The 17,174-nt window shown below is 31.9% G+C and carries 15 protein-coding genes; all 15 read left to right on the forward strand.

What is annotated here, in order from left to right; all coding sequences use genetic code 11:
* The first annotated feature begins 79 nt into the window (after positions 1 to 79).
* The 15 genes from CRN98_RS10050 (at position 80) to CRN98_RS10120 (ending at position 17,153) form a co-directional block, all read left to right on the forward strand.
* Positions 80 to 697, forward strand: a complete 618-nt coding sequence (locus tag CRN98_RS10050; protein WP_097027286.1) for a germination lipoprotein GerS-related protein — start codon at positions 80 to 82, stop codon at positions 695 to 697.
* Positions 698 to 1,858 carry an alanine racemase gene (gene alr / locus CRN98_RS10055; RefSeq protein ID WP_097027287.1) on the forward strand — a complete coding sequence of 387 codons (1,161 nt, stop codon included), beginning with the start codon at positions 698 to 700 and terminating at the stop codon, positions 1,856 to 1,858.
* Positions 1,859 to 1,976: 118 nt separating this feature from the next.
* Positions 1,977 to 2,297 carry a CopG family transcriptional regulator gene (locus tag CRN98_RS10060; RefSeq protein ID WP_097027288.1) on the forward strand — a complete coding sequence of 107 codons (321 nt, stop codon included), beginning with the start codon at positions 1,977 to 1,979 and terminating at the stop codon, positions 2,295 to 2,297.
* On the forward strand, positions 2,257 to 2,619 hold the full coding sequence (locus CRN98_RS10065) for a type II toxin-antitoxin system PemK/MazF family toxin (protein WP_097027289.1): 363 nt from the start codon (positions 2,257 to 2,259) through the stop codon (positions 2,617 to 2,619). The genes CRN98_RS10060 and CRN98_RS10065 overlap by 41 nt, the downstream gene beginning before the upstream one ends.
* A 186-nt stretch (positions 2,620 to 2,805) precedes the next feature.
* Positions 2,806 to 3,660: a YitT family protein gene (locus CRN98_RS10070; RefSeq protein WP_097027290.1), complete on the forward strand. Its 855-nt coding sequence runs from the start codon at positions 2,806 to 2,808 to the stop codon at positions 3,658 to 3,660.
* A gap of 249 nt (positions 3,661 to 3,909) precedes the next feature.
* A complete protein-coding gene (gene ftsE, locus CRN98_RS10075) occupies positions 3,910 to 4,596 on the forward strand; it encodes a cell division ATP-binding protein FtsE (RefSeq protein WP_097027322.1) in 687 nt (228 codons plus the stop codon).
* Complete coding sequence (ftsX, locus tag CRN98_RS10080; RefSeq protein ID WP_097027291.1) at positions 4,586 to 5,476, forward strand: permease-like cell division protein FtsX; 891 nt, start codon at positions 4,586 to 4,588, stop codon at positions 5,474 to 5,476. The genes ftsE and ftsX overlap by 11 nt, the downstream gene beginning before the upstream one ends.
* A 292-nt stretch (positions 5,477 to 5,768) precedes the next feature.
* Entirely contained in the window at positions 5,769 to 6,968 is a 1,200-nt protein-coding gene (locus CRN98_RS10085) for a S41 family peptidase (RefSeq protein ID WP_097027292.1), read from the forward strand.
* Positions 6,969 to 6,986: 18 nt separating this feature from the next.
* The gene (locus tag CRN98_RS10090) at positions 6,987 to 8,285 is read left to right on the forward strand and encodes a PDZ domain-containing protein (protein WP_097027293.1); all 1,299 of its coding nucleotides are present in this window, start codon (positions 6,987 to 6,989) and stop codon (positions 8,283 to 8,285) included.
* Between the two features lie 3 nt (positions 8,286 to 8,288).
* The gene (gene uvrB / locus CRN98_RS10095; RefSeq protein WP_097027294.1) at positions 8,289 to 10,274 is read left to right on the forward strand and encodes an excinuclease ABC subunit UvrB; all 1,986 of its coding nucleotides are present in this window, start codon (positions 8,289 to 8,291) and stop codon (positions 10,272 to 10,274) included.
* A gap of 28 nt (positions 10,275 to 10,302) precedes the next feature.
* The gene (gene uvrA, locus CRN98_RS10100; protein ID WP_097027295.1) at positions 10,303 to 13,128 is read left to right on the forward strand and encodes an excinuclease ABC subunit UvrA; all 2,826 of its coding nucleotides are present in this window, start codon (positions 10,303 to 10,305) and stop codon (positions 13,126 to 13,128) included.
* A 17-nt stretch (positions 13,129 to 13,145) separates the two neighbouring features.
* Positions 13,146 to 13,577: an FHA domain-containing protein gene (locus CRN98_RS10105; RefSeq protein WP_097027296.1), complete on the forward strand. Its 432-nt coding sequence runs from the start codon at positions 13,146 to 13,148 to the stop codon at positions 13,575 to 13,577.
* 18 nt (positions 13,578 to 13,595) lie between these two features.
* Positions 13,596 to 14,798, forward strand: a complete 1,203-nt coding sequence (locus CRN98_RS10110) for an FtsW/RodA/SpoVE family cell cycle protein (RefSeq protein WP_097027297.1) — start codon at positions 13,596 to 13,598, stop codon at positions 14,796 to 14,798.
* 4 nt (positions 14,799 to 14,802) lie between these two features.
* The gene (locus CRN98_RS10115) at positions 14,803 to 16,230 is read left to right on the forward strand and encodes a peptidoglycan D,D-transpeptidase FtsI family protein (RefSeq protein ID WP_097027298.1); all 1,428 of its coding nucleotides are present in this window, start codon (positions 14,803 to 14,805) and stop codon (positions 16,228 to 16,230) included.
* A gap of 23 nt (positions 16,231 to 16,253) precedes the next feature.
* A complete protein-coding gene (locus tag CRN98_RS10120; protein WP_097027299.1) occupies positions 16,254 to 17,153 on the forward strand; it encodes an HD domain-containing protein in 900 nt (299 codons plus the stop codon).
* Positions 17,154 to 17,174 lie beyond the last annotated feature (21 nt).

Raw genomic sequence — 17,174 nt, forward strand, 5'->3', positions numbered from 1 at the left:
TAATCTAACTTTAATTAGAATAATGAAATTAAGGCAGGAATAGTATTAATAATAGAAAGTAAAGTTCAGGAGGAATTTTATGAAAAAATTATTGTTAATATTAATTGCTGCTTTTTTTATGATGGTTTTTGGTGGGTGCTATTTCAAAATAGATAAAACTCAGAAAAATCTAGATTATATAAAATCCTTAAAAAGTTATACTAGTGATGCTCATATTATATTGCAAAATGATAAGCAAAATATAGAATATGATATGAAACAGTACTATAAAAAGAATATGGGGGTTAGATTAGAACTAAATTCAGATAGAATTTATGTGTGCAAAGGTGATAAAATATATGTAAATGATATTAAAAGTGGATTTAAATATACTTTAAGTGGGGACTTTGAGAATATCGTAAAGTTGAGTTCTGTAGGAGAGTATATTAGATTAATTTATACCAATGAGGAAATTAAGACTTACTTTAAAGATATAAGTGGAATTAAATATCAAGTACTTGAGATATATTTATCAAATTTAAATAGAAATTTAGATAAGGGAAAGCTTTATATCAATAATGAAACCAAACTTCCTGAGTTTGTTGAAGTATATGATTTAAATAATAAGATTAAATTTAAAGTGCTTTATAAAAACTTTGTGGCAAATGCAGAAGTAAATGAGGAGTTATTAAGTACAGAAGCGAAGGGTGGAATTTAAGTGTTCAGACATTTAAGACCAGTATGGGCAGAAATAAATTTAGATAATTTAGCTCATAATATAAGAGAAATTAAAAGAGTAACAACAGCAACAGAAATTATAGGAGTAGTTAAAGCTGATGCTTATGGGCATGGAGCGTTAGATATAGCTCCAACCTTACTTGAAAATGGAGTTACAAGGCTTGCAGTAGCTGTTTTAAATGAAGCAGTAGAACTTAGAAGGGGAGGAATACAATGTCCTATTATGATTTTAGGATATACACCTCCCAATTTAATAGATCTTTTGGTAAAATATGATATAGAGCAAACTGTATATTCCTATGACTTAGCAAAGAAAATTTCAGATAAAGCTGTAGAGGAAAATAAAATAGGGAAAATTCATATAGCTTTTGATACAGGAATGGGAAGAATAGGCTTCTTACCTAGAGAAGAAGATATAGAGGAGATAGAAAAAATTAGTAAGCTTCCAAATATAAAGATAGAGGGAATTTATTCTCATTTTTCCACAGCAGATGAAAAGGATAAAAGCTACACATATGAACAATTAAAAAAATTCAATTGGTTTTATAATATATTACAGGAAAAAGGAATAGAAATAAATATAAGACATATAGCAAACAGTGCGGGTATTATAGATATGCCTGAAACACATTTTGAAGCAGTAAGACCTGGTGTTATATTATATGGATACTATCCTTCAGAAGAAGTGGATAAAACAAAGGTGTGTCTAAAGCCTGTAATGTCTTTAAAAACTAACATAGTTCACTTAAAGAAGGTTCCAATAGGAGAATATATAAGCTATGGCAGAAAATTTAAAACTGAGAGGGAAAGTATTATAGGAACTCTACCTGTAGGCTATGCAGATGGCTATACAAGATCTTTAGGAGATAACGCTAAAGTGATAATAAACGGGAAGCTGGTACCCGTGTTAGGAAGAATATGTATGGATCAATGCATGGTAGATTTAACAAATGTACCAGATGTAAACTTAGGAGATGAAGTTATACTTATGGGAGAAGATAATGGATTGAAAATGACAGCAGATGAATTAGCATCTATATTAGGTACAATAAATTATGAAGTGTTATGTATGATAAGCAGAAGAGTTCCGAGAGTCTATGTAAAAGATAAAAAAGTTATTAAAATAAGAAGCTATGTATAAAGTTACCAGTTATGTAAATAATAAAAAATGCGAAAAAAATTTTGACATGACTAGGATTATAGTAATATAATTGTTCTGTACATATCTTTTGCATAGGTTAATAGGAGGTATAGATTTAATGTCAGATTCAAAAAAATTGGTAGTAAACCTCTCAGAAACACTTAATAATGAATTTAATAAGGCACTTAAAGAAGATTCCAAAAAAAGAAGTCAATTTATTAGGGAAGCTATAATACTATATATTGAGGAGAAAAAAATAGCAAAAGAAATGGAGCTAATGAGAAAAGGTTACATGGAAATGGGAAATATAAATTTAGAATTTGCAGAGATGGGCTTTGCAAGTGACATTAGAGAATTAAAAGAATATGAAGCGAAGCTTCCGGAGTGTGATTGGTCCCATGACAACGATAGTGAAAAGAGGAGATATATTTTATGCTGATTTAAGCCCTGTAGTAGGTTCAGAACAGGGAGGCATAAGACCCGTAATTATTATTCAAAATGATGTAGGAAATAAATATAGTCCTACAGTCATTGTAGCAGCAATAACTTCACAGATTAATAAAGCAAAACTACCTACCCATGTGGAGATTTCTTCCGAGGATTATGGTTTAAATAAAGACTCTGTGGTATTGCTAGAACAAATCAGAACATTAGATAAAAGACGACTTAAAGAAAAAATTGGACACATGTCTAATAGCGATATGAAGAAAGTAGATGCAGCACTTTTGATAAGTATAGGATTGAATATAGGATTAAAATAGTAGTAAGGGCTCTTAATGGGCCCTTATTCTTATACATAAAATAAGAAGAGGTTTAAGTATGAATAGCAAACAATTTTTATAAGATAATAAATGGGAAAATATCTCAATTTATTGAGAAATGATGATATATAATGAAATTATATATAGTTATCAAGTAATAAAAAGAACGTGGAGAAGGTGTTATTTATGAAAAAACTTAGAGAATATTTTTTAATTACGTTTGGAGTGTTCTTGGTATCGTTAGCTGCGGAGCTATTCTATGCTCCAAATAACATTGCAGCAGGAGGGGTCATAGGAATAGCTATAATTATAAATCACTTTTTACCATTTTTACAAATAGGTACCCTTTCTTTAATTATGAATGGGATGTTGTTTGTTATAGCATTCATAGTTATAGGAGGAAAATTTGGAGCTAAAACCATATATGCCAGTTTAGCTATGTCTTTGATACTGTGGATTATAGGCAAAGTTGAGTTTCCTGCAAGCATTATGACTCATGACCTTTTTTTAGCCTCAGCTTTTGGAACCATAATATCTGCAATAGGAATGGGAATAACCTTTAATCAAAGGGCCTCCACAGGAGGAACAGATATAATTGCAAAGATAATGAATAAATTTATACATATTCCAATAGGCAAGGCACTTTTATCAGTAGATTTCATAGTAACACTATTTTCAGCAATATCCTTTGGAATTGAAGTAGGTATGTATTCTTTATTATCAGTAATATTTAACGGAATAATAATTGACTGGTACATTGAAGGGTTTAATGTTTGTAAGCAAGTTGTTATAATAAGTTCTAAACATGATATTATAAAAAGGTTTATAATAGATGAACTTGACAGAAGCTGTACCATTTTTAAGGGGAGGGGCGGCTACAATAATGCTGATATTGATGTTTTATATACTGTAATAAATAGAAGGGAATTCATTAAGTTAAAGGATTATATAAGAGGGATAGATAATAGGGCATTTATTACCGTAGGAGAAGTTCATGAAGTGCTTGGAGAAGGATTTCAGGATATTTCATTAGAAGACTAGATTAGTTAATGGTAAATAGTTAATAATTAATAATTATGGGAAAAGTTTGCGTGGCAAACTTTTTTTGTTTGCAGAAATTTATTTAGAAATATCCGTTAAAAGTAATTTACTATTAATTGCTAAATATTAACTGAATTTTTTATTGTAATTTAATTTTTTATTTTATATACCTATGTTATAATAATATTGCATGTTAAGGGAAATATGATGAAGAATGTTACTATATGTATAAATAAGGGAGAGGTTGAAATGATAGAATTTAAGAATGTTACGAAGGTGTATGGAAAAAATATACCGGCACTGTCAAATATCAATCTAAGTATAGATAAGGGAGAGTTTGTGTTTTTGGTAGGACCAAGTGGAGCTGGGAAATCCACATTTATTAAGACACTTTTAAAGGAAGTAGATCCAAGCAGTGGAAGTGTTGTGGTGAATAATGTAGATATAACTACTTTAAAAAGAAAAGATGTACCTTATTATAGAAGAAAAATAGGAGTAGTTTTTCAGGATTTTAGACTTATACCTAACCTGAATGTATATGAAAATGTAGCTTTTGCTATGAGAGTTGTAGAATCGCCAATGAAAGATATAAGAAAAAAGGTACCAGCAGTTCTTTCTATGGTTGGACTATCAAACAAACATAAAGCCTTTCCACATGAATTATCTGGTGGAGAACAGCAAAGAGTTTCACTTGCAAGGGCTTTAGTCAATAATCCAGCTCTTATTATAGCTGATGAACCTACTGGTAACTTAGACCCAGATACGTCAATGGAAATAATGGACATACTTAATGATATAAATAGAGCAGGTACTACAATATTAATGGCAACCCATGCAAAGGATATAGTTGATAATATGAAAAAAAGAGTAGTAGCTTTAGAAAAAGGTAATTTGGTAAGAGATGAACAAAGGGGGTCATACGGATATGAGGATTAATACCTGTAAACACTTTTTTTCAGATGCGTTAAAAAGTTTTAAAAGAAATAGAACTATAAGTATTGCAGCAGCTGCAACAGTAGCGGCAACACTTTTCATATTAGGAGTATTTTTGCTTACAATATTAGATGTTCAGCAAGTAGTAAAAGATGTAGAATCTAGAGTTGAAGCAAAGGTGTTTTTTAATCAAAATGTAACAATTGCCCAGAAGAAAGCAGTAGAGGAAAAGATAAATTCCTTAGATGAAGTAGTAAAGGTTACTTTTGAAAGTAAATCAGAAGCTATGGAAAAATTTAAGGAACAAATAGGAGAAGAAAATAAACTTCTTGTTGAAGGGCTTGAAAAGGACAATCCTCTTCCAGATGCCTTTGTTGTAAAGGTGAAATCTCCTGAAATGGTTTCTAAAGTAGTAGAAAGTGTTAAGGGAATGGATGGTGTATATGAAGTACAAGATGGAAAGAAAATAGTAGATACTATAGTGAAAATTACAAGCACCATTAAATGGGTAGGCTTAGTATTATTTATAGTACTAATAGGAGTATCCTTATTCTTAATAGGAAATACTATTAAAATTACGGTTTATTCTAGAAGAAGAGAAATAGGTATAATGAAATACATAGGTGCCACAGATTGGTTTATAAGATGGCCTTTTATAATAGAGGGTATGCTTATGGGAGTTATTGGTGCAGTGGTTGCTTGCGGTGTACTTTATTATGCATATAATGCAGTGTATATTAGAATGTCTTCAAGTCTTATGATGATACAGCTTGTTGAGCCTTTATATGTGTTAACTACTATATCATGGCAGTTTATAATTTCTGGAATAGCAATAGGAGCAATGGGAAGTATACTTGCAATTAGAAAATTCCTTGCAGTTTAGAGAATAGAATTAATGGTTAAGGTACTAGGAATTAGGAGATGTGGAAACTTTGACAGGCAAAGTTTTATACAATTCTAGTTCCTTTGGCCTATTAGCTAAAAAAAATAAAATATTAACAATTACTAAAGTCGCTTGCAAAGCGGCTTTAATTTAATTTACAATAATTATTATCTATTATCTATTAATTATTATTTAGATTTAGTGTTATAATTATCTTAAGTTTATATAAACATATATATATAGAAGAGTTAGTAGATAGTTTGTACTTGAAAAGATAAGGAGTGATTGGGTTATGAATAAGAAAAGGTGGGTAATAACGACGGTCTTAATTGTAATAGTAACTAATGCTATTACATTTTTTGGAACTAACGCAGCATCTCTTATGATGCCAAATGGAAAAGTTATAGTTAGTAGAGATGATTATAATAGTTTTACTGAGTTTTCAAAGCTTTATGAAATAAAGAACGTACTTTATGAATTGTATGATGGAAAAATAGATAATAAAGCTATTGAAGAAGGTGCAATAAAGGGAATGACTTCAGCTTTAAATGACCCTTATACAGTATTTATGGATAAAAAAGAATATAATGAATTTAATACTCAAACAGAAGGAAATTATAGCGGAGTTGGTCTTCAGGTACAGGCAAAGGACAATAAAATAGTAATAGCAGATATATTTGAAGGCTCTCCTGCTAAAAAGGCTGGACTTCTTCCAAGAGATGAAATAGAGAAGGTAAATGGAAAGGCCGTAAGTGGGAAAGAACTTGATAAGGCAGTAACTATGATGAAAGGTCAAGAAGGAACAGAAGTAACCCTTACAATATTTAGAGAAGAAAAGGGAAACTTTGATGTGAAGCTTAAAAGAGCTAAAATTAATATGGTTACAGTTAAAGGTGAAATGATAGAAGATAATATTGGATATGTAGCTGTAAGCATGTTTGACGAAAATACATCTAAAAACTTTAAAAAGGAACTAGATACCTTAAGTTCAAAGGGAGCAAAGGCATTTATACTTGATTTAAGAGGAAACCCTGGTGGTCTTTTGAATGAATGTGTGGATATGGTTTCTAATTTTGTACCTAAAGATAAGGTTATAGTTTCAACAATTGACAAATATAAAAGAGAAAAAAAATATAATTCAACTGGAGGAAAGTATGTAGGAGTACCTCTAGTACTTTTAACAGATGGAGGCTCAGCTAGTGCATCTGAGATATTTTCCGGAGCTATAAGAGATTATAAAGCAGGTACATTAGTAGGAGAAAAAACCTTTGGAAAAGGTGTAGTTCAAACAGTTCTTGAAACAGGAGAAGGAACAGCCTTAAAGGTTACAGTATCTAAATATTATACTCCTAATGGAGAAAATATTCATGGCACAGGAATAAAGCCAGATATAGAAGTGAAATATCCAGAGGAACTTTTAAAGAAGCCTTATGACAGAACTACAGATCCTCAATTTAAAAAGGCTCTTGAAATAATAAAGGGAAAACTCTAGGAAGGGAATACAATAAAAATGAATATTTTAATATATACTTTAAGAACTTTGGCAATAACATTAACAGATCCATATTATATATTCTTTTTAGCAATTTTAGTATTTATGCTTTATAAACGGAATAGAAAAATATCAATAATGCAAAAGATGATAATTGGGGAGCCCTTGTACTCCCCTTTTGAATTAACAATTTCTCAGTTAGTACTTGGAATATTTGCAGGAATTTTGGCAAGTATTATGATGTCCTACTTAGGAGTAATATATTATGGTACTGAAGCTATTGAAATACTATTTATGACATCTATATTTCTTGCTATATTTAGTCCTAAATTTATATGTTTTTCATATTCAGCAGCAATTTTAGGTGCATTAAGCATAATACTTACCATACTTTATCAAAATGCAGGAGTAGGAGAAAATACTTTCTTAAGAGTGGATATACCATCTTTGATAGCTACAGTAGCAGTGCTTCATTTTGTAGAAGGTATTTTAATTATTATAGATGGAAAAAAGGGTAATATTCCAGTATTTAGGAAGGTTGAGGGAGAAATTCAAGGCGGATTTGCCTTTAAAAGATATTGGACAGTTCCAGTAGCTTTATTTATTATGATAAATACAAGCTTAATTCCGGACTTAGGTACTACTGAGCCTATGCCTAATTGGTGGCCAATTATTAAAACATCAATACCAGCTGAAATGCTTAAAAAATCAGTAGTAGCTCTAATACCTTTTTATGCTATGCTTGGTTATAAGTCAAATACCTTTACTCAAACCAAAAATCAAAAGACTTTAATGTCAGGGTTATTTGTAATAGCCTATAGCATGGCATTATTTTTAGTGGCACAACTTGCCCATATAAACATATTTTTTCAAGCTTTAGCTGTGGCATTTGCACCAGTAGGTCATGAAGCAATGCTTAGAATTCAAGCTTATTTTGAAAACACAATGGAAGCAAAATATGTTAGCCGTAACGGAGTCATGGTACTTGAAGTATCACCAAATTCTATTGGAGGAGCTTTAGGAATTAAAAGTGAAGATACAATTGTAGAAATTAATGAAGAAGAGGTAAAAACTGAGGAGGATATAAGTAGAATTTTAAATTCTAAACCTGAAAGTATATTCTTTAAAGTAAGAAACTCAAGGGGAGAAATAAGAAAAACAAGTAAGCATCCTTATCAAAAGGGAAAAATTGGACTCGGTATGCTTATTGTTCCCAAAAAAGTTGATAGACCTGAATCTATGAGAGACTTTGAAAATGAGAACTTCTCTGATATATTAGATAAAATAAAGAATGATAAGGAAGATGGGGATGAATAGGTAATGAGAAAGTTTAAAATACATTCGAAATTTAAACCTACAGGAGATCAGCCTCAAGCAATAAATAATTTAGCACAAAAAATTGAAAAGGGAGAAAAGTTTCAAACTTTACTTGGAGTTACAGGATCTGGAAAGACTTTTACCATGGCAAATATAATAGAAAAGGTTCAAAAGCCTACATTAATACTTGCACATAATAAGACTTTAGCAGCACAGCTTTGCTCTGAATTTAGAGAGTTTTTCCCTGAAAACTCTGTGGAGTATTTTGTATCTTATTATGATTATTATCAGCCAGAAGCTTATGTTGCACAAACGGATACTTACATAGAAAAGGATGCTTCTATAAATGATGAAATAGATAAATTAAGACATTCAGCAACTTCAGCTCTTTTAGAAGGCAGAGATGTTATAATTGTAGCCTCTGTATCTTGTATATATGGATTAGGTAATCCAGAGGAGTATAAAAACCTTACAATTTCCTTGAGAGAGGGAATGGAAAAGGATAGAGATGAGGTTTTAAAAAAACTTGTTGAAATTCAATACGAGAGAAATAATATAAACTTTGTGAGAGGTACCTTCAGAGTTAAAGGAGATGTACTTGATATATTCCCTGCTTCATCCACAAATGTGGGGATAAGAGTAGAATTTTTTGGGGATGAAATTGAAAGAATAAGAGAATTTGATGTATTAACTGGAGAAACAATTGGAGCAAGAAAACACGTAGCTATTACCCCAGCTTCTCACTTTGCTACATCAAGGGAAAGATTAGAAGGGTCCATAGGGAGAATAGAGGCGGAACTTGAAGATAGGGTAAAAGAACTTTTATCTGAAGATAAAGTGTTAGAGGCTCAAAGACTTAAACAAAGAACTAACTTTGACATAGAGATGATGAGAGAAGTAGGATATTGCAGTGGTATAGAAAATTATTCAAGAATACTTGATGGAAGACCAGCGGGAACTTGCCCACAAACTTTAATAGATTATTTTCCAGATGATTTCTTGTTATTTATAGATGAAAGTCATGTAACCTTGCCTCAAGTTAAAGCTATGTATGCAGGAGATAGGTCTAGGAAGGAATCCTTAGTAAATTACGGATTTAGGCTTCCTTCAGCTTATGATAACAGACCGTTAAAATTTGAGGAGTTTGAAGAAAAAATAAATCAAGTAGTTTTTGTAAGTGCTACACCATCAAATTATGAGCTTGAACATTCAACAAATGTAGCTGAGCAGATTATAAGACCTACAGGTCTTTTAGACCCTGAAATAGTTATAAAACCAGTAAAGGGTCAAATAGATGACTTATATTCAAGAATAAAAGAAACCATTGATAAAGGTTTTAGGGTTTTAGTTACTACCCTAACTAAGAAAATGGCAGAGGATTTAACTCAATATTTTAAAGAAATGAATATAAAGACAAATTATCTTCATTCAGATATAGATACTATTGAAAGAATGAAGCTCATTCGGAACTTAAGAAAGGGAGAATATGACGTACTTGTAGGTATAAATCTTTTAAGAGAGGGACTTGATATCCCAGAGGTTGCTTTAGTTGCAATACTTGATGCAGATAAAGAGGGATTCTTAAGATCTGATAGATCCTTGATTCAGATAATAGGAAGAGCTGCGAGAAACTCAGAAAGTAAGGTTATAATGTATGCAGATACAGTAACTAAATCCATGGATAGAGCAATTAAGGAAACCAATAGAAGAAGAAAAATACAAATGGAACACAATGAAAAGCATGGAATTGTTCCAAGAACTATAATAAAGGATATAAGAGAAGTAATTGAAGCTACACAAGTAATTGAAGATAATGTAACTTATAATAGCTTAGAGGAAGCAGTTAAGGCAAATAATAACAATGTAGAATCACTTATAAAGAAATATGAAGATGAAATGAAAGAGGCTTCAAAGGAGCTTCAATTTGAAAAAGCAGCAAAGCTTAGAGACCTTATTTATGAATTAAAAAAACAAATAGTAGAAAAGTAGTGCATTAAGGAGGATTAGAAATAAATTTATGATAGATAAAATAATTATAAAAGGTGCTAAGGTTCATAACTTAAAAAACGTAAGTCTTGAAATCCCAAGGGATAAGTTTGTAGTTTTTACTGGGCTTTCAGGCTCAGGGAAATCCTCCCTTGCCTTTGATACATTATATGCAGAAGGACAAAGAAGATATGTAGAATCTCTGTCATCCTATGCAAGGCAGTTCTTAGGACAAATGGATAAGCCAGATGTTGAATACATAGAGGGACTTTCCCCTGCAATTTCAATTGATCAAAAGACTACCAGTAGAAATCCAAGGTCTACTGTTGGAACTGTAACAGAAATCTATGATTATTTGAGACTTTTATATGCAAGAATTGGAGTGCCTCATTGTCCAAATTGCGGTAAAGAAATAAAGCAGCAAACAGTAGATCAAATGGTTGATAAGATATTAGAACTTCCTGAAAGAACTAAGATACAAATTTTAGCTCCTATCATAAGAGGAAGAAAAGGGGAACATGTAAAGGTAGTTGAAAATATAAAAAAGAATGGATATGTAAGAGCAAGGATAGATGGAAGTACTGTAGACTTAGAAGATGAAGAAGTAAAACTTGAAAAAAATAAAAAGCACACCATAGAAGCAGTAGTTGATAGGCTAATGGTAAAGGATGATATAAAAAGCAGGTTGTCAGATTCCATTGAAATAGCCTTGAAACTTGCAGAAGGTACCGTAATAATAAATGTAATTGGTGGGGAGGATATTTTATTTAGTGAGAACTTTGCTTGTGCTGATTGTGGAATAAGCGTAGGAGAAATATCCGCTAGAACATTTTCCTTCAATTCCCCCTTTGGAAGATGTAGTGAGTGTGATGGCCTTGGAACCCTTTTGGAAATTGATGAGAACTTAGTAATTCCAGATAAAAGTAAAAGTATCATGGAAGGTGCTGTTTTGCCTTGGGCAAATAGCGTACTAAGGGAGGATTCCTGGACCTACGGAATATTAAAGTCTTTAGCAAAGGAATATCATTTTAAACTTGATACTCCAATAGAAAAGCTTCCTCCTGAAATAGTAAATATACTTTTATACGGATTAGGTGGAGAGAGGATAAAAGTTAGATATACTAAAGATGGCACAGCTACAGACTTCTATCATGCTTTTGAAGGAATTATAAATACTTTAAGAAGAAGATATTTTGAAACAAATTCTGACTCAATAAAGCAAGAAGTAGAAGTTTATATGAGCAACAATCATTGCCCAAAATGTAAGGGAGCAAGATTAAAACCAGAAGCTCTTGCGGTAACTGTTGGAGGCAAAAATGTACATGAATTTGCTGAAATGCCTATAAAAGAAGAATTAGACTTTGTAAATTCACTAGAGTTTACAGAAAAAGAAAAAATCATAAGTAATCAAATATTGAAGGAAATAAGAAGTAGATTAAATTTCCTTATAGATGTAGGGCTTGATTACTTAAATTTAGCAAGAACTGCAGGAACTTTATCTGGGGGAGAAGCTCAAAGAATAAGACTTGCTACTCAAATAGGATCCAGTTTAGTTGGAGTTTTATATATACTAGATGAGCCAAGTATTGGACTACATCAAAGAGATAATGATAGATTGATATCTACTTTAGAGCATTTAAGAGATATAGGAAATACTTTAATTGTGGTAGAACACGATGAAGATACAATGAGAGCAGCAGATTATATAGTAGACATTGGACCTGGAGCAGGAGAACATGGTGGAGAAATAGTTGCAGAAGGTCCTATTGATGATATAATAAAAAATGAAAAATCAATTACTGGTCAATATCTAAGTGGTAAAAAGAAAATAGAATTGCCTAGCGAAAGAAGAAAGCCTTCAGGTAATTACATAACCATAAAGGGGGCAAAGGAAAATAACTTAAAAAATGTAAATGTGAAATTTCCACTGGGAGTTTTAACTTGTGTTACAGGGGTTTCTGGATCAGGTAAGAGTACATTAGTAAATGAAATACTATATAAAGGGCTAAATAAAAAACTTAATAATTCTAAAGATATGCCTGGAAAACATAAGGATATAGAGGGAGTGGAAAATATTGATAAGATAATTAATATTGACCAAAGCCCTATTGGAAGAACTCCAAGATCAAATCCAGCTACTTATACGGGAGTTTTTGATATAATAAGAGAGGTGTTTTCAAATACTTCAGAATCCAAAATGAGAGGATATAAGCCTGGAAGGTTTAGCTTTAATGTAAAAGGCGGAAGATGCGAGGCTTGCAAGGGTGATGGTATAATAAAGATAGAAATGCAATTCTTATCTGATGTATATGTTCCTTGTGAAGTTTGTAAGGGAAAAAGATATAATAGAGAAACTTTAGAAGTAAAATATAAGGGTAAAAATATAGATGATTTACTTAATATGACCGTAGAAGAAGCTTTAAAGTTTTTTGAGAACATACCAAGAATAAAAAATAAGCTTCAAACACTTATGGATGTTGGATTAGGATACATAAAACTTGGTCAGCCTTCAACTCAGCTATCTGGTGGAGAAGCACAAAGAATTAAACTTGCCTATGAGCTTTCAAAAAGAAGCACAGGCAGAACGTTATATATACTAGATGAACCAACCACAGGACTTCATATAGATGATGTAAGTAGACTTATAGCTATAATTCAAAGACTTGTAGATACAGGAAATACAGTGGTTGTCATAGAGCATAATTTAGATGTAATAAAATGTGCAGATCATTTAATAGATTTGGGTCCAGAGGGTGGAGCAAAGGGAGGAACTATAATTGCAACAGGAACTCCAGAAGAGATAAGTGAGGCTGAAGGGTCCTATACAGGATTTTATCTTAAAAAGATGTTGAAATGATAAAAAGAAGGTGATTTATGTTGTTGGCTAAGCTAAGCCCAATATTTACTTTAATTATAATAGCTATAGTTTATATGATAATTTTTACAGCTCTTAGAATAATGAATAAGGATATAAAAGGCGGAACAAGAAAGAAATCTAAAAAGAAGACTGCAGGACTAGAAATCATAGAGCCTGGAAATAGTTACAATTTAAAAAGGGGAGGGGTAATTCCCCTCCAAGGTCAAATAACCATAGGAAGAAAAGAAGATAATACATTCATGCTAGATGATCCTTATGTTTCGGGAAAACATGCAAGGATTTATGTTAAGTCTGGAGATTATATCATTGAAGATCTAGGGAGTACGAATGGTACTTTGGTAAATGATGATGAAATAGAAGGTAAGAAGTACTTAGAAACAGGAGATATTATAAAAATAGGAAATACAGTATTTAAGTTCTTAATTTAATTTTAGGATGGTGGTCTTTTGGATACCAGTAAAGATGAAAAGAAACTCTTAAAATATACATATTTACTTTGCATAGTGGGTTTTTTTAATTTAACAATAATAAAGGAGCCTTTTGATAAGGGCGCCATGCTTATGGCATTAGCAACATGTCTTCTTATAGGATATTCTTATTTTATAATAAGAAGATTTTTTTCAGGAGGAGATAAATTTATATTTATATTCTCTAGTATTTTAGCGGTTATAGGAATTATAATGCTATACAGAATAGATACTGCAACTGCTGTAAAGCAAATAGTATGGTTTGCTATAGGGGTTACAGGTTTTATACTAATAGTGGTAATACTTCCTGATTTAAAAAGATTTGTAAAGTTTAAGTATGTATATTTGGGAATAACCGTAATACTTATGGCTATGGGTACACTCATGGGAAAAGAGACTTATGGGGCAAAAAACTGGGTAAGTATTGCAGGATTTGCCTTTCAACCATCGGAATTTGGAAAACTTTTTTTAGTTGCATATTTATCTGCAGCTTTAAAAGATTATAAAAGCTTTAAAAACTTAATAGAGCCTGGAATAGTTGTTATGTTAAGTTTAGGATTTATGGTTTTACAAAGGGATCTTGGAAGCGCATTAATGTTTTTTGGAATATCCATTACTATGCTATACATAGCTACATCTAATTTTAAATATGTATTAGTTTGTCTAGCATTATTTGCACTAGGAGCAGTTATAAGTTATGGATTGTTTGACCATGTAAAGCTTAGGGTTTTAATTTGGAAAAATCCTTGGCCATATGCTACGGATAAAAGCTATCAAGTTGTACAATCTCTTTTGGCTATTGCATCAGGCGGGCTTACAGGTTCAGGACTAGGGCTTGGTTATCCTCAATATATACCTGTAAGGACAACGGACTTTATTTTTTCTGTAATATGTGAAGAACTTGGAATATTAATGGGATTTGCCATAATACTCATATACTTTCTACTTTTCTACAGATGTATGAGAGCAGCTATATATGCAGGAGATGATTTCTCAAGACTTATTACAGTAGGATACAGTGCCATGATAGCCTGCCAGGTATTTGTTATAATTGGAGGGGTAATAAACATGATACCTCTAACTGGTATAACACTACCTATGGTAAGTTATGGTGGAAGCTCCATGCTTAGCACGTTTTTTGCACTAGGCATAATACAAAAGGTTTCTGAAGAGGGAAGATAAAATTATGAAGGATATATCAGATAATATAAAAAAAGTATTAATAGTATTTTTAATATGTTTTGTAGGACTAATATCATACATAACATATTTTGAAGTAATGGTTGCACCGAAAATTGTAAATAGTCAGTATAATGCACGTATGTGGGCTAAGAGAAACGAGGTTTTAAGAGGAAGTATATTTGATAGAAATATGAAAGCACTTTCTAAAAGCACCAGAATAAATGCGGAAACTCAAAAAAGAAATTATGAAGGTGGAGAAGCATTTGCCCATGCCTTAGGATATGTAGATGTGCGATATGGAATTACAGGACTTGAAAGAAGATATGATAAAGAATTATCCACAAGCAGTATAAGAGATACTTTAGTGAATATATTAAAATCACCAGGACAGACAAAGGAAAGGTATGGGAGTAATTTAAAAACCACCTTGGATTATAATATACAAAAGAAGGGTTATGAACTTTTAGGAAATAACAAGGGGGCAGTGGTAGCACTGAATCCTAAAACAGGAGAAATACTGGCTTTAATATCAAAACCATCTTTTGATCCTAATTATCTTGAAGAAAATTGGAAGAATATTAATTCCAATAAAGATAGGCCACTACTCAATAGAGCCACTTCAGGTATGTACCCACCAGGTTCTACTTTTAAGGTAATAACTGCAATAAGTGCTTTGGAAAATATTGATGGTGTTACAAATAAAAGAATTCAAGATAATGGGGTATTAGTGTTTAATGAAAAGGAATCTCTAAGAAACTATAATGGAGAAGTTTTGGGTAATATAGGTCTTAAAGAAGCCTTCATACATTCAAGCAATGTTTATTTTGGAAGTCTAGGTATTGACCTTGGGAATAGTAAACTTAAAGATACCGCAGAAAAGTTTTATTTCAATAAAGATATACCAGCAGATGGAGTTGTAATTGAAAATAGTAAATTTCCATCCTTTAAAAGTTATGAAAAAGGTAATATAGCGCAAAGTGCTATAGGACAGTCTACAGTACTTGCAACTCCTATGGAAATGGCGTTAGTAGCAAGTACCATAGCAAATGACGGAACGATGATGAGGCCTTATATAGTAAAAGAGGTCATGGACAGCAAGAATAGCTTAATAAGTGAAGTGAAACCACAGAAGATAAATGATGTTACAACAAAGGAGAATGCACAGATAATAAAGAATTATATGAGAGAAGTTGTGGCTCATGGTACAGGAAGAAATGCATCTGTGTATGGAATAAATGTAGCAGGTAAAACTGGTACTGCAGACCATAAGGAAGAAGGAAGCGGTGCGAAACCTCATGCATGGTTTATAGGTTTTGCTCCATATGAAAATCCTGAAATAGCGGTAGCAGTTATTGTTGAAGATGGTGGTCAAGGAGGAGGTTTAGCCGCAAGCATAGCTTCAGGAGTTATAAAGGAAGCTTTATCAAAATAAGTACTAGAGAAAGGGGAATTTTGGTGAAGATAAAGGAAATAGGAGATCTTAAAAATGGGGAACAGGTAGAACTTAATGCCTTAGTTAGTGATAAAAGAACTGGTTATAAAAAAGATGGGACCCCCTACTTATTACTTATAATGCAGGATAACACAGGAAGTATTGCCTTCCCTGTATGGACCAATTATGATAAATTAAATGCCGTAGTAGAGGTAAATACATTAATAAATGTAACAGGCATCGTAACTAGATTTAATGGAAATGTTCAAGTTAGAAATCCAATGATAAACTCCATTTCTATGGAAGGAGTAAATTATGAGGATTTTGTACCTCAATATAATATACCAGAAGATTTAATAGATTATTTTAATTATATGGTGCTAGATATGGAAGAAAAGTATCAAAGAATAGCAACTGCAGCTACTGGAGCCATGGGATATAATGATGAAAGATGGAATGCCTTTATAAGTTGTGTAGCGGCTGAAAAGTTTCATGGAAACAAAAGAGGAGGTTTATTTCTCCATACAGTGGGAGTTATGAAAGCTATAGAGAATGTTGTGAATGATTATATAACAAATCCTTTTTATATGAGTGCAGCTAAGGTGATTAATAAAGATAGACTTATGCTTAAGGCCATTATTCACGATATCATGAAAATTAAGGAATATGATTATAAGGGAATAATAAGAAGAAAAGACATAAAGCTAGACCATTTGGTACTTGGAGCAGCATATGTAAGAGAAATAAATATAGAAGTAGGAAATATTCTTTCAGAGGAAGAGTTAGATGATATATGCTATTCAATACTTTCCCATCACGGTCAATTTGGTAACTTTGAGCCAAAGGGAATAGAAGATATACTTTTAAATATGGCAGATATTATAGATAGTCAAGTTGTAAATGCCATTGAAAATAAAATATAGGGGAATTGCTTTGCAATTCCC

The organism is Clostridium peptidivorans (assembly GCF_900205925.1).
Classification (GTDB): domain Bacteria; phylum Bacillota; class Clostridia; order Clostridiales; family Clostridiaceae; genus Clostridium_AK; species Clostridium_AK peptidivorans.